Below are 13,949 nucleotides of genomic sequence, written 5' to 3' on the forward strand. Positions count from 1 at the left end.
GCCAGGGTAAAAGCCACGTCAGACCTTCCTGAGGCCGCTCGGGAATGCGGAGAATCCAGCGTCTACGTGGTCGAGGTCTGCCATGGTTGGGGCTGGAACCACAGGCATGTCGCGTTCGTCATCGATACGGGCGACGACCCTCCGGTTCAGGGCGGTCCTCCCTTCGAGGAGATACGCTCACCTGCCCGTCGGCCGATGCCGGCGATTTTCCCTGATTGACTGGACGAGGACGCGTGACTTACAGCAACTATGGACCGGAGCCGACCGGCCGTCCCGAGGACTCCTCGGGCTCCGGTGGATCAGCCCGCCCTGGGCGCCGCCGTCGCGCGGACGAGGCGCCCGGTGACCAGTACGGCCGTGCTCCCCAGGGCCCTCCCGCTGGACGGCCCGGCGCCCCGCGCCGCAGCGAGGCCGCCTTCGAGGACACCCAGGGCATGCCGTCCGTGCAGCAGTCCCGGCCCGGACCGGATCCCCGCAGGAACGGTCCCGGTGGCCCGGGTGTGCCCGGGGGACAGGACCGGACCCAGAACCTGCCGCGGCCGAACGGCCCGGGTGGTCCCGGCGGCCCCGGTGGTCCGGGTGGTCCCGGTGGTCGTGGGCGACCTGACGGCCCCCCCGGTCAGGGAGGCCCCCAGCGCCCCGGCGGGCCCGGTGGCGACAGGACGCAGGCCATGGGCATGCCCTCCGGCGACCCGCGTCGCCGGATCAGCGGCGAGGAGACCCAGGCGATGCCCCCGGACGGCCGCCGTCGCAGGGGAGAACCGGGCTCCGGTGGCAGAGGTCCGGGTGGGCGGGGGCCCGACGGTCCCGGAGGTCGTGGCCCCGGAGGTCCGCGCGACTTCGATGACGACGACCGCAAGCCGCGCCGTACCGGCTGGAAGCGGTTCATCCCCAACTGGAAGATCGTCGTCGCCGCGTTCACCATCCTGGTGGCCGGCGTCTTCGGCATGATCGCCGTCGCGTACGCGAACACGCCGGTGCCGACCGGGAAGCAGGCGGAGGCCACGGCCCAGGGCAGCGTGATCTACTACCGCGACGGCAAGACCGCGATCGCCCGGGTGGGCCAGACGCGGGTGATCATCGACGACATCAAGAAGATCCCCCGGCATGTGCAGGACGCGGTGATCGCCGCGGAGAACCGCAGCTTCCGCGAAGACGCCGGCATCTCGTTCAGCGGTCTCATGCGGTCGGTCTGGATGACCGTCAGCGGTGAGCAGATCCAGGGCGCCTCCACGATCACCCAGCAGATGGCCAGGAACTACTACGACGGCCTGAGCAGGGACGTCAGCGCGCAGCGGAAGATCAAGGAGATCTTCGTCGCGATCAAGCTGAACAAGTCGATGTCCAAGGACGACATCCTCTTGCAGTACCTCAACACGGTCCCCTTCGGGCGCGGCGCCAACGGGATCGAGGCGGCGGCGCGGGCCTTCTTCAAGAAGCACGTCTGGGAGCTGAACGAGGGCCAGGCCGCCTACCTCGCCGGCCGTATCCAGAGCCCGAGCAGGTTCGACGTGGAGGAGCAGAAGAAGAACTTCGCCCCCACCTACGAGCGGTTCGCGTACGCCATCGACGGCATGGCCAAGCTGGACCCGGCGAAGTACGGCGGGCTCCCGGCCAAGTACGGCGTGCAGGACGCCAAGCTCGTCGACGTCAAGAAGTTCCCCAAGCTGGAGAAGGAGAGCGACAAGGACGTCTACAAGGGCATCAAGGGCTACATGATCACGCAGGTCCTGCAGGAGCTGAAGCTGCGCGGGCTGTCGCCGGACACGGTCAGGAGCGGCGGCTACAAGATCACATCGACGTTCGACAAGAAGCTGATGCTCGCGGCCAAGAAGGCCGTGAAGGACGTCACCAACGGTATGTCCAAGGAGTTCCACGCCGGGCTCGCCGCGGTCGATCCGCGCAACGGCCGGGTCGTCGCCTTCTACGGAGGTGACAACTACCTCAACGACGAGTGGAATGAGGCGTTCGACTCCAAGAAGCAGGCGGCATCGGCCTTCAAGCCCTACGTGCTGGCCGCGTGGCTGGACGCCGGTTACAGCCTCAACAGCTTCGTGCCCGGCAACGCGACCGTGCCGGAGAAGCTGCCCGGGACGACGAAGATCGGGAACAGTCACAGCGTCGGCGCGGCCATCGATCTGGTCAAGGCCACCGCCCAGTCGGTCAACACGGCCTTCGCCTCCATGGGATACGCGCTGGACGAGAAGAACGGCACGGTCGGCCAGCTCGCCGCGGTGAAGCAGATCGCCATCGACGCCGGGCTGGACAAGGGCCGGATGGATCAGGACGTCGAGGCCCACAAGTACCTGTTCACCATCGGCAGCGCCCTGGTGAGCCCCGTGGAGCAGGCGGCGGGCTACTCGATCTTCGCCAACGCCGGCAAGCACGTGGACTACCACGTCGTCAAGGAGGTCAAGCAGGGCGACATCGTCGCACTGCCCGAGATCAGCGCGGTCAAGCAGGTGATCAGCCCCGAGGCGGCGGCGGACGCCACCGTGGCGATGTCGGAGGTCCTCAAGTCCGGTACGGCCGCGGGCAAGGGCATCGGCCGCCCGGCCGCGGGCAAGACCGGCACGAACAACGACGAGAAGGAAGCCTGGTTCGTCGGCTATACCCCGCAACTCTCCACCGCGGTCGGCATGTACCGCGAGCAGTGCCGGACCAAGAGCGGGAAGATCGTCCAGCCGCAGCATGCCAACTGCCCGATCGGCGAGGCGCCCAAGTACGGACCCGACAACAAGTACACCGAGCCCAAGGAGATCTCGCTCCAGTTCGAAGGCGCCGGTCCGCCCACCAGCATCTGGCGCGCGTTCATGACGGCGGCGATGGAGGGCGAGAAGGTCGAGCAGTTCCCGGCCAGGGCGTCGTCCGGGGCGCCGGAGAACATCGTGCCGAGCCCGACGCCGACGCCGTCGCCCACGCCCGAGGACGACTTCCCCCCGGACGGCGGATTCCCGCCGGACGACACCAGCAACTGCGACCCCATGGATCTCGCCTGCAACGGCACCGAGGACGTGAATCCGGGCGGCGACGGTGAGGACCCGTTCGGTGGCGGTGACGGCTTCGGCCATAGCCCGATGATGGTCCCGGCACCCTCACCTTCCGGTAGCAGGAAGTCCACGGCCGCCACGGGTATGTAGTGATCGAGGCCCCCGCGCGCTCTGCGCCTGCGGGGGCTTCGCCATTTCCGGGCACTTCCGGGGGTACGGAGAATTCTCATGAAAGATTCAGCGAGGAATGCCGTGAATTCATCGCGTCGAACGCGTGGAAAGGCCGCTCCGCCGTTCTTGGCTTATTGTGCGTACCGTACCGATGCTGAAAAGCTGATCGTTCTTCAGCGCGGTTCCGCTGCACCGTCCCCCGTACAGTGATCGTTAGGCGCGTGATGACCCGGACCACGAACGCTCCTGGACCGCTCGGCGCGGTCACGCAGAGGGCGGTGCCGTATCTCCCGATCGGACTCCTCGCCGGTCTCGGCGCGGTGCTCGCCTTCCTGTGGAAATGGCCGTGCCGGTTCGGCGGCGCGTGGAACGGCGGCCTCGGGCAGTACACCAACTTCTGCTACACGGACATCTATCCGCTGTGGTGGGCCGAGCATCTGGTCGATGGGAAGATCCCCTACGTCGACTATCCGGTCGAATACCCCGTCGGCATCGGCGCGATCATGGAGTTCGCCCGGCGCCTCGCGGGCGGTGACGGCGTCGCGTTCTACGACATCACCGTGATCCTCATGGGCGCATCCCTGGTCGCGGGCGCGCTGCTGATGGCCGCCCTGGCCGGCCCCGCCCGCCGCTGGGACGCCCTCTGGTACGCCATCGGACCGGCGGTCATCCTCTGCGCGTACATCAACTGGGACCTGGCCGCGGGCGCGCTCGCCCTGGGCGGGCTGCTGGCGTGGTCGCGCGACCGGCACGTGCTCGCCGGGGTGTTGCTCTCGCTCTCGGTGGCGACGAAGTTCTATCCGCTGATGTTCTTCGGCGCGCTGTTCCTGCTCACGGTGCGTACCGGCAAGTGGATGCCGTTCGCCCGGATGGCGGTCGCGGCGGCGGGGACGTGGCTGGTCGCCAACGTGCCGGTCATGCTGATCAACTTCGAGGGATGGAAGCGGTTCTACTCCTTCAGCAGCGAGCGCGGCGCCGACTGGGGCGGCCTGTGGTTCTTCTTCCAGCGCAAGAACTGGGGGTTCCTCGCCGACGCCGACGCGCTGAACACGATGGCCATGGGCGCGCTGGCCGTGCTGCTGCTGGGGATCGCGGCGCTCGCCGTGATGGCCCCGCGCCGCCCGCGGCTGATGCAGCTCTGCTTCCTGGCGCTCGCGGCATTCATGATCACCAACAAGGTGTGGTCGCCGCAGTACGTGCTCTGGCTGGTGCCGTTCGCCGTCCTCGCCCGGCCGAAGTGGGGCGCGCTGGTGGCCTGGCAGATCGCCGAATGCTGGTACTTCTTCTCGATCTGGCTCTATCTCACCGCACAGTACCCCGACGGCGTGAACCTCGGCATCGGGGACACCGCGTACTTCCTGTCGGTGTGGGTGCGGGCGATCACGATCGTCGTCCTGATGGCCCTGGTCGTCCGGGACATCCTGCGGCCGGAGTCGGACGTCATCCGCCGGGACGGCGTGGACGACCCCTCCGGAGGGGTGTTCGACCGGGCCGAGGACCGGTTCGTGCTCCCGCCCCGGCCGAAGGCCGGCGTCGCGACCGTGGAAGCCTGAAAGGGTGCGACACCGCTTCCCTTGGCAGGTGCTGCCCGTCTGGGTGATCACTCGCCTGGTGCTCTTCCTCGCCGCGACGCAGATCATCCCGGTCGGGCACGAGGGATCGTTCGAGGGTGACGTCAGGCTCTACGGCAACTGGTCGCAGATCCTGCTCGGCGGAGAGTTTCCCGCCGGGGACGACAAATGGCAGTACCCGCCCTACGCGGCGCTGCCCATGCTGGCCCCGCACCTGCTGCCGTGGAGCTACCGGATCGACTTCTATGTGCTCGCGCTGGTGTGTGACCTGGCGATCCTGCTGCTGCTGTGCCGGTTCACCGCCAAGACCGGCGGGAGCCGTACCGGCGTGTGGGCGTGGACGGTGGGCGCGGCCCTGCTGGGGCCGCTGCTGATCTCCCGGTACGACCTGATGGTCACCCTGGTCGCGGTCCTGGCGCTCACCGCCTCGACGGACCCGGCGGTACGGGGAGCCTTGATCGGGTTCGGGCTCGCGATCAAGGTGTGGCCGGTCGCGCTGCTCGCCGGGCTGCGCCGCTGGCGCGAACTGCTGACGAGTACGGCCTCGGCCGTTGTCGTGGTGGCGCTCGGGTGCGGTGTGGCCATCCTGGTCCTGCCGCACGCGCTCGACTTTCTCACCGCCCAGCAGGATCGGGGTCTCCAGATCGAGTCGCTGGCGGCCACGCCGTTCGCGCTCGGCCGCGCGCTGGGCTGGTGGGACGGGTTCACCACGTACCAGCACGGCGCCATGGAGCTCGTCGGTCCCGGCGTGGAGACGGCCACCTTGGTCAGCGTCGCCGCCACGCCGGCCGCGCTCGTCCTGCTCGCGGTGTGGTGGTTCCGCGCCGCGCCGACAGATGACACGTACTACGACGCGGCGCTCACCACGATCCTCTTCCTGGTGGTGACCAGCAGGGTCCTGTCGCCGCAGTATCTGATCTGGCTGCTCGGCGCCGTGGCGGTGGTTCTCGTCGTACGGACCCGGCAGCGGCCCGCCGCCTGGCTCGTCCTGGTCGCCACCCTGCTGACGGGGATCATGTACCCGTGGGTGGAGGAGGACTACAGCTGGAGCGGCCGGCTGCCGGGCACGCTGGTCCTGGTCGCGCGCAACCTCGTGTTCCTCGCGGCGGCCGTCGTGTCGTTCGTCCAGCTCTGGCGGAGCACCCGCAGGCCCGCTCGGGTCACCCTCGACCCGCGCGGTTCGCATGATTCACGCGGGTCGGACGCCGATAACGCCGATGCCGGTGAGGGTCTCGACGATCTGGGGGACGGCGCGGGGCGCGGTCCCCGGATGCGCGTGACGTGAACCCTTACCCGTTCTGAGCCGGTCGTAATCCAGAGAAGTTATCCACAGCCTGTGGACGTCAGAGGTGCTTGCGGAGGAAGGCGATGTCGTCCGCCTGGCCCTCGAACGGCGTCTCCACGACGATCGGCGCCCCCGCCTGCCGGCAGACGGCGAGGATCCGCTCCGCGTCGATCTGCCCGGCGCCCAGGTTGGCGTGGCGGTCCGCCCCCGAGTCGAACGCGTCGCGCGAGTCGTTGCAGTGGACCAGGTCGATGCGGCCGGTGATCGCCTTCACCCGGTCGACGACGTCGGTGAGATCCTCTCCGCCCGCGTGCGCGTGGCACGTGTCCAGGCAGAAGCCGATCATCGAGGCGTCCCGCGCGCCGGAGGTCACGGCGTCCCACAGGCGGGCGATCCGGTCGAGTTTGCGCGCCATCGCGTTGCCGCCGCCCGCCGTGTTCTCGATCAGCACGGGGACGGGGCAGTCCATCCGCTCGAAGACCTTGCGCCAGTTGTCGAACCCGATCTGCGGGTCGTCGTCCTTGTTGACGTGGCCGCCGTGAACGATCAGGCCCTTGGCGCCGATGGACGCGGCCGCCTTCAGATGACCCTCCAGGAGTTTGCGGCTCGGGATGCGGATCCGGTTGTTCGCCGTCGCCACGTTGATCACGTACGGCGCGTGGACGTAGACGTCCACATCCGAGTCCCTGATCGCGTCCGCGCTCTCCGGCAGGACCGGTCCCTTCCAGCCCTGCGGGTCGCCGAGGAAGAACTGCACGACGTCGGCGTCGCGCGCCGCCGCGTGGGCGAGCGGGTCGTCCTGGTCGACGTGCGCGCCGATGCGCGGGAACCGTCCGTCCTGACCACTGCCCATCGTCGTCGTACCTCCGTTGGAGAAGTCGTGTGTGGAAGTCGTGTCTGGAAGTCGTGTGTGGGAAGCCGCGCGCCGGGGGCCGCCGTCGGCCGTGCCGTACCGGGCGGCACGCCGTACAGACACTAGACGCTCCGGGCGAAGGGCGTCTCGGCGGCGGACAGCGTGGAGAAGCACTCCATGCCACCGGTAAAGAGGGTTTTAAGCGGACTTGACCGGGAAGCGCTCTTTCGACGGCGCCGTGCGCGCCGACGCACGAGGAGGCGACATGACCCCCCGACTGTTGCGCGTCATCCTGGTGATCTACATCGTCGTCGGCGTCTATGTCGCCTGGGTGCACCACTATCTGAGCCCCGGCATCCTGCGGCAGATCGGCGAGGCGCTGCTGGCCGTCTTCCTCTGGGTCCTCGTCCTGCTGGGCGTGGACCTGCACCTGGCACGCTGAACGGCCGGCTGTCACGCTGGACGGCCGAGTCGGCAACCCGACCCGGCCGTCGCGTCCGCGAGGTCGTCGGCCGCCCAGTCGGCCGCCCGGTTGAACGCCCGGTTGAACGCCCGGTCGAGCGTCCGGCGTGGTCAGCCGGTCGGGAGGAACCCTCCGTGGGCGATTCCGAGCGCGGCTCCGACGAACGACCCGACGAGGCCGCAGATGATGAGGCTGCGCTGCGGCGTCGTCACGGAGACGTACTGCGCGTAGAGCCCGCCGCAGAAGCCGATGGCGCCCACCCATGAGGCGACCATGTGGAGGCTGACGACGAACCCGGTGACGATCGCCAGGAGACCGAGGACCAGCGTGCTGAGCGCCAGTGCGTTCTCCAGCGTGTGCGGCCTGCCATCCGTGTTCAAGGTGAGGCGGAAAGGCGGCCTTCTGACGCGGCCAAGAACGTTCGGCATGTGCGTCACCCCCTCTTGCTGCTCAGTTTCCCTCGCGGGACGGCGAACGGCCAGTGGCCTGGTAGCCTGAATCGGCTGTGTTCTGTACAGCGTGGGGTGGACTTCCCCCGCGCCGCCCACAGCGTCCTCCTGTCACGGCAAGGCGTCGTGACCGCAAGAGTCCAGAGGAGGTTGGATTCCGCATGCGTCGTTACGAGCTGATGGTCATCCTCGACCCGGCCCTCGATGAGCGCACGGTGCAGCCCTCGCTCGACCAGTTCCTGAGTGTCGTCCGCAACGACGGCGGCACCGTGGAGAAGGTCGACGTCTGGGGCCGTCGCCGGCTGTCCTACGACATCGCGAAGAAGCCCGAGGGCATCTACGCCGTGGTCGACCTGACCGCGGAGCCCGCCACGGTCAAGGAGCTGGACCGCCAGCTCAACCTGAACGAGGGCATTCTCCGTACCAAGGTCATCCGTCCCGAGCTCCACTGAGCGGGAACGGCCAAGCCCGGCTTTTTTGTCGGGCCATGGCCGTACTCTGAAGCCCTTACGGCTGAGCTGACGGGATAGGAAGGCGAAAGCGACCGATGGCAGCAGGCGACACCACGATCACCATCGTCGGCAACCTTGTCGACGACCCGGAGCTGCGCTTCACCCCGACGGGGCAGGCTGTGGCCCGATTCCGCATCGCATCCACTCCGCGGTTCCTGGACCGCCAGACCAATGAGTGGAAGGACGGCGAAGGCCTGTTCCTGACCTGCAACGTGTGGCGACAGGCGGCGGAGAACGTCGCCGAGAGCCTGCAGCGCGGCATGCGGGTCATCGTGCAGGGACGGCTGCGCCAACGGTCGTACGAGACCAAGGAAGGCGAGAAGCGCACGGTCTACGAGGTCGAGGTCGACGAGGTCGGCCCCTCGCTGCGCAACGCCACCGCCAAGGTGAACAAGACCGCCCGGCAGGGCGGCGGCGGTGGCTTCGGCGGCGGCCCGTCCAACGACCCCTGGGCTTCGGCCAGCCCCGCTCCTCAGGGTGGCGGTGGCGGCTACAACCAGGGTGGCGGCGGCGGCGGGGGCGGCGGCTTCGGCGGCGGCGACTTCAGCGACGAACCGCCTTTCTAGTCACCCCTCCGGGTGACAGCACCACACGAACACGTATCCGAGCGACCATTCCCGCATCATGCGGGGCTCTGAAAGGAGCACCACGATGGCGAAGCCGGCACTGCGCAAGCCGAAGAAGAAGGTTTGCCTGTTCTGCCATGACAAGATCTCCTACGTCGACTACAAGGACACGGCGCTGCTGCGGAAGTTCATCTCCGACCGCGGCAAGATCCGTGCCCGCCGGGTGACGGGCAACTGCACCCAGCACCAGCGCGACGTGGCCACCGCTATCAAGAACGCTCGTGAGATGGCCCTGCTGCCGTACACGAGCACCGCGCGCTAAGGAAAGGAGTCTCAGGACATGAAGCTCATTCTCACCACTGAGGTCTCCGGCCTCGGCGCTCCCGGTGACATCGTCGAGGTCAAGGACGGCTACGGCCGTAACTACCTCGTTCCGCGCGGCTTCGCGATCCGCTGGACCCGCGGCGCCGAGTCGCAGGTCGCCTCGATCAAGAAGGCGCGCGACGCCCGCGAGATCCGTGACCTGGGCACCGCCAAGGAGGTCGCCGGCCAGCTCGGCGCTCTGAAGGTGGTCCTGAAGACCCGCGCCGGCGAGGCCGGTCGTCTCTTCGGCTCGGTCACCACGGGCGACATCGCCGACGCCGTCACCGCCGCCGGTGGTCCCAAGCTGGACCGCCGCCGCATCGAGATCGGCAACGCGATCAAGAGCGTGGGCTCGCACCGGGTCAGCGTCAAGCTGCACTCCGAGGTGTCGGCCACCCTCGATGTCGAGGTCGTCGCCGGCTGATCCCGGCACGATAGCTGTTCGAAGGGCCCCTTCCCATGCCGGGAGGGGCCCTTTGACGTGCGCGTACGGTACCCGAACGGGGCTGAAATATATGGCCGATAGTATCTAGCCCGTCCCAACGCGGATTTCGCGGAAGATGTACCTCATGGAGGCTGAAATGCACCGTACCTCGCTGTTGCTGGCGCTTGGCGTCCTCACGACGGCGGCGGTCGCGTGCGCACCGGCCAACGACGCGGCGGACACGGCGGGGAGCACCGCCGCCGCCAGCCCGGCGGCCTCCGCGAGCTGCACGAAGGACCAGCTCAAGCTGATCACCCCGGGCAAGCTCACCATCGGCACGGACAAGCCGGCGTACGAGCCCTGGTTCAAGAACGACGACCCGACGACCGGCGAGGGCTTCGAGAGCGCCGTCGCCTACGCCGTGGCGCAGAAGCTGGGCTTCACCAAGGACGAGGTCGCCTGGGCCACCGTCCCCTTCGACAGCGCGTACGCTCCGGGCGACAAGAAGTTCGACTTCGACCTCAACCAGGTGTCCATCACGCCCGACCGGGCCAAGGTCGTCGACTTCAGCGACGGGTACTACACGGTCAAGCAGGGCGTCGTCACGCTGAACAACGGGAAGTACGCCTCGGCGGCCGGTCTGGCCGACCTCAAGGACGCCACGATCGGCGTGCAGGTCGGCACCACGGCGCTCGACGCGGTCAAGAGCGTGGTGCAGCCGGCCAAGGACCCGAAGGTCTACACCCAGCAGGTCGACGCCGTGAACGCCCTCAAGAACAAGCAGGTGGACGCCATCGTGGTGGACCTGCCCACGGCGTTCTACGTCACCGCGGCCCAGGTCGAGAACTCCAAGATCGTGGGACAGTTCGCCGCCACCGGTGGCACGCCGGAGGAGTTCGGCCTGGTCTTCCAGAAGGGCAACGCCCTGGTGTCCTGCGTCAACGAGGCCATCGGCGCGCTGAAGTCCTCCGGTGAGCTGGCCCAGATCGAGCAGCAGTGGCTCAGCGCGGCGGCCGGCGCGCCGGAGCTGAAGTGACAGATGACGTGACAGACGACGTGACGCGGCCCGCGAGGAGCGCGCGGCAGCTGGAGAGGGAGCGGATCCGCCGCAGGCAGGCGGTCCGCTCCAGTTCCATCGCCACGGCGTCCACCATCGTCTTCCTGACCCTGGTGGCCGTCCTGGTCACCAACTCGCCGGGATGGCCGCGGGTCCGGGAGACGTTCTTCGATCCCGAGTGGTTCGTCCGGTCGTTACCCGACGTGCTCCAGGGTTTCTGGACCAACGTCAAGATCTTCCTGATCGCGGAGCCGATCATCCTGGTCGTCGGGCTGCTGGTCGCGCTGGCCCGGGGCCTTCGTGCACCGGTCTTCTTCCCGCTGCGGGTGCTGGCCGTCGTCTACACCGACGTGTTCCGCGGGGTCCCGACGCTGCTCGTCATCATGCTCGTCGGCTTCGGCCTGCCCGCGCTCCAACTCACCGGCGTGCCATCCGACGAGATCACCCTGGGGGTGATCGCCCTCGTCCTCGCGTACAGCGCGTACGTCGCGGAGGTCTTCCGCGCGGGCATCGACACGGTGCATCCAAGCCAGATCGCGGCGGCGCGCTCGCTCGGGCTGTCCCACGGGCAGGCGATGCGTCACGTCGTGCTTCCGCAGGCGGTGCGCCGGGTGATCCCGCCGCTGCTGAACGACTTCGTCTCGCTGCAGAAGGACACCGCGCTGGTCTCCACGATCGGTGTGATCGAGGCGCTGCGGCAGGCGCAGATCTACGCGGCGAGCAAGTTCAACTACACCCCCTATCTCGTGGCGGCGATGCTGTTCATCCTGCTCACGATCCCGATGGCGCGGTTCACCGACTACCTGTCGGCGCGGGCCGCCCGCCGCCGCGGCCCCGGAGGTGCCTGATGACGCTGCTGCGCATCGAGGGCGTCTGGAAGAACTACCGCCACCAGAGCGTGCTGCGCGGCATCGACCTGGACGTGGCGCCGCACGAGGTGGTCTGCCTGATCGGCGCCTCCGGCTCCGGCAAGTCGACGCTGCTGCGCTGCGTGAACCTGCTGGAGACGATCGACGACGGCGCCATCCACCTGGACGGGGACGAGATCACGAACGTCCGCGCCGACGTGGACGAGGTCCGCAAGCGGATCGGCATGGTCTTCCAGTCCTACAACCTCTTCCCGCACATGACCGTGCTGGACAACATCACTCTGGCCCCGCGCAAGGTGCACAAGGTCGACCGGGCACGGGCCGAGGAGCAGGCCGGGGAACTGCTCGCCAGATTCGGGCTCGCGGACAAGGCGGGGGAGTACCCCGACCGGCTCTCCGGCGGCCAGCAGCAGCGGGTGGCCGTCATCCGGGCCATCGCCACGCAGCCCCGCCTGCTGCTGCTCGACGAGGTGACCTCCGCGCTCGACCCGATCCTGGTCACCGAGGTGCTGAGCATCATCCGCGAGCTCAAGGACACCGGGATGACCATGATCCTGGCCACCCACGAGATGAACTTCGCCAGGGACATCTCCGACACCGTCTGCTTCCTCGACGGCGGTGTCCTGCTCGAACGGGGCTCTCCCGAGCAGATCTTCTCCTCGCCCGAGCATCCGCGCACCCGGGAGTTCCTCCAGCGCGTACTGGACTCGGGGCGCCTGTGACCGTGTCGCCGGCCCGCTGAGCGCCGCTCAGCGGCGGTGGCGGCCGCGCCCGTGTGGCGCGTGCGGCGTGTTCGACGCGTTCGGTGCCAGGAGGCTGTGCCGTCTGCCGTACAGCAGGTAGACCAGCAGGCCGAAGGCCGTCCACAGGGTGAAGTACACCCAGGTGATCGCCTCCAGGTTCACCATCAGCCACAGGGTCGCGGCCATCGACAGCGCGGGCACCACCGGCGCGAACGGCACCCGGAACGGACGCGGCAGGTCGGGCAGCATGCGGCGCATCCGGAGCACGCCCGCCGCGACGGACATGAACGCGACCATCGTCCCGATGATGACCAGTTGCTCCAGCGTGAGGACGGGCAGGAACCCGGCGAGCAACACGGCGACCGCCCCGATGACCAGGGTCGCCGTCAGAGGGGTCGCGTGGGGCCCGCTCAGCCGGGACAGGCCGTGGGGCAGCAGGCCGTCGCGGGCCATCGAGAACACCACCCGGGTCTGCCCGACCAGCAGCACGAGGATGACGGTGGTGAGCCCCAGGACCGCGCCGATGTTGATGACGTGGACCATGAACCCCTCGCCGACGCGGTCGAACGCGTCCGCGAGCGGCGCCTTGGTCGAGATCGCGGTGTAGGCCACCATGCCCACCATCACGATGGCCACCGCCAGATAGATCAGCGTGGTGAGCGCCAGGCTGCGGATCATGCCGTCCGGGACCGTGCGCGGCGCGTCCTTGGTCTCCTCGGCGGCCGTGGCCACCACGTCGAACCCGATGTACGCGAAGGCGATGGCGGGGGCGGCGGCGATGATGCCGAACCAGCCGAAGCTGTGGGTCTCTCCGATCAGCAGGCCGACCAGCGTCGTGTGCAGGGCGTCCCCGCCTCCGGGCGACGGGGCCACGGGCGCGGGGATGCGGGCGAGGTTGGCCGCGTCGAAATGGACCGCGCCCACCACGATCACCGCCCCGATGGCGAGCAGCTTCGCGGCCACCATGACCCAGAGGACCCGCAGGCCGACCCGGGCGTTGAACGCCATGGCGCCGGTCAGCGCGACCAGGATGACCATGCTGAGCGGGTCGAAGCCTCCGGCGCCGGTGATCAGGCCCGGAAGTGACACGCCGAACTCGGTCAGTGTCTGCACGGCGTACAGCGACCAGGCGCGCGCGACCACGGCGGCGGCGAGTTCCATCTCCAGGATCAGCGCCCAGCCCACGATCCACGCCCACACCTCGCCGAAGACGACGTACGAGAACGTGTACGCGCTGCCCGACACCGGCATCGACGAGACCAGTTCGGCGTAGCAGAGCGCGGCGAGCAGGCTGGTGATGCCGGCGATCATGAAGGAGAGGAAGACGCCCGGCCCGGCCGTGGTGGCCGCCTGCCGCCCGGCGATGCTGAAGATGCCCGCGCCGATCATCACGCCGAGGCCGAGGACGACCAGGTCGCCGCGGCCGTAGATCTCGGTGAGGCCCATCGTGCGCAGGCCGAAGACCTCGTCCGGCGACATCCTGCGCAGGATCGAGGTGGAGCGTGGGACGCGGGGGGAGAAGGACACACCACGGCCAATCGTGAGAGGCGTGACCGGTGGCCACAGTGCCCTAAGTGGTCAGTGAGTGGCAAGGGGAGCGGTGGTCACGTGCTCGTCACTTCCCGGCCACCCG

14 protein-coding genes are annotated in these 13,949 nt (G+C 68.7%); 11 read left to right on the forward strand and 3 right to left on the reverse strand.

Features of this window, described 5'->3' with window-relative positions; all coding sequences use genetic code 11:
• Positions 1-233: 233 nt before the first annotated feature.
• From IMZ11_RS14805 to IMZ11_RS14815, 3 genes are all read left to right on the forward strand, one after another.
• Positions 234-3,140 (forward strand): transglycosylase domain-containing protein, encoded by a 2,907-nt coding sequence (locus tag IMZ11_RS14805; RefSeq protein ID WP_228641723.1) that lies wholly within the window; start codon positions 234-236, stop codon positions 3,138-3,140.
• A gap of 245 nt (positions 3,141-3,385) precedes the next feature.
• A complete protein-coding gene (locus tag IMZ11_RS14810; protein WP_228641846.1) occupies positions 3,386-4,714 on the forward strand; it encodes a glycosyltransferase family 87 protein in 1,329 nt (442 codons plus the stop codon).
• Positions 4,715-4,718: 4 nt separating this feature from the next.
• Entirely contained in the window at positions 4,719-6,017 is a 1,299-nt protein-coding gene (locus tag IMZ11_RS14815; RefSeq protein ID WP_228641725.1) for a glycosyltransferase family 87 protein, read from the forward strand.
• 58 nt (positions 6,018-6,075) lie between these two features.
• Here the strand turns inward: IMZ11_RS14815 and IMZ11_RS14820 are convergent, their stop codons facing one another.
• On the reverse strand, positions 6,076-6,870 hold the full coding sequence (locus tag IMZ11_RS14820; RefSeq protein WP_228641727.1) for a deoxyribonuclease IV: 795 nt from the start codon (positions 6,868-6,870) through the stop codon (positions 6,076-6,078).
• A 265-nt stretch (positions 6,871-7,135) separates the two neighbouring features.
• Here IMZ11_RS14820 and IMZ11_RS14825 point away from each other — a divergent pair, with 265 nt between their 5' ends.
• Positions 7,136-7,312 carry a hypothetical protein gene (locus IMZ11_RS14825; RefSeq protein ID WP_228641729.1) on the forward strand — a complete coding sequence of 59 codons (177 nt, stop codon included), beginning with the start codon at positions 7,136-7,138 and terminating at the stop codon, positions 7,310-7,312.
• A gap of 131 nt (positions 7,313-7,443) precedes the next feature.
• On the opposite strand, the gene IMZ11_RS14830 is transcribed toward IMZ11_RS14825, so the two are convergent.
• Entirely contained in the window at positions 7,444-7,761 is a 318-nt protein-coding gene (locus tag IMZ11_RS14830) for a hypothetical protein (RefSeq protein ID WP_061256295.1), read from the reverse strand.
• A gap of 182 nt (positions 7,762-7,943) precedes the next feature.
• Between IMZ11_RS14830 and rpsF the strand changes: the two genes are divergently transcribed.
• The 7 genes from rpsF (at position 7,944) to IMZ11_RS14865 (ending at position 12,295) form a co-directional block, all read left to right on the forward strand.
• Positions 7,944-8,234, forward strand: coding sequence for a 30S ribosomal protein S6 (gene rpsF / locus IMZ11_RS14835; protein ID WP_061256127.1), 291 nt, complete (start codon positions 7,944-7,946; stop codon positions 8,232-8,234).
• A 95-nt stretch (positions 8,235-8,329) separates the two neighbouring features.
• Positions 8,330-8,860 (forward strand): single-stranded DNA-binding protein, encoded by a 531-nt coding sequence (locus IMZ11_RS14840; RefSeq protein WP_228641731.1) that lies wholly within the window; start codon positions 8,330-8,332, stop codon positions 8,858-8,860.
• Between the two features lie 85 nt (positions 8,861-8,945).
• The gene (gene rpsR / locus IMZ11_RS14845) at positions 8,946-9,182 is read left to right on the forward strand and encodes a 30S ribosomal protein S18 (protein WP_061256131.1); all 237 of its coding nucleotides are present in this window, start codon (positions 8,946-8,948) and stop codon (positions 9,180-9,182) included.
• Positions 9,183-9,200: 18 nt separating this feature from the next.
• Positions 9,201-9,647 carry a 50S ribosomal protein L9 gene (rplI, locus tag IMZ11_RS14850; RefSeq protein WP_228641733.1) on the forward strand — a complete coding sequence of 149 codons (447 nt, stop codon included), beginning with the start codon at positions 9,201-9,203 and terminating at the stop codon, positions 9,645-9,647.
• Between the two features lie 157 nt (positions 9,648-9,804).
• Positions 9,805-10,683: an ABC transporter substrate-binding protein gene (locus IMZ11_RS14855; protein WP_228641735.1), complete on the forward strand. Its 879-nt coding sequence runs from the start codon at positions 9,805-9,807 to the stop codon at positions 10,681-10,683.
• The gene (locus IMZ11_RS14860; protein WP_228641737.1) at positions 10,680-11,552 is read left to right on the forward strand and encodes an amino acid ABC transporter permease; all 873 of its coding nucleotides are present in this window, start codon (positions 10,680-10,682) and stop codon (positions 11,550-11,552) included. Before IMZ11_RS14855 ends, IMZ11_RS14860 begins: the two co-directional genes overlap by 4 nt.
• Entirely contained in the window at positions 11,552-12,295 is a 744-nt protein-coding gene (locus tag IMZ11_RS14865; protein ID WP_228641739.1) for an amino acid ABC transporter ATP-binding protein, read from the forward strand. Before IMZ11_RS14860 ends, IMZ11_RS14865 begins: the two co-directional genes overlap by 1 nt.
• Positions 12,296-12,322: 27 nt before the next feature.
• On the opposite strand, the gene IMZ11_RS14870 is transcribed toward IMZ11_RS14865, so the two are convergent.
• Entirely contained in the window at positions 12,323-13,843 is a 1,521-nt protein-coding gene (locus IMZ11_RS14870; RefSeq protein WP_228641741.1) for an amino acid permease, read from the reverse strand.
• Between the last annotated feature and the right edge of the window lie 106 nt (positions 13,844-13,949).

The sequence above is a fragment of the Microtetraspora sp. AC03309 genome (assembly GCF_020826795.1).
In the GTDB taxonomy this organism is placed as follows: Bacteria; Actinomycetota; Actinomycetes; order Streptosporangiales; family Streptosporangiaceae; genus Microtetraspora; species Microtetraspora glauca.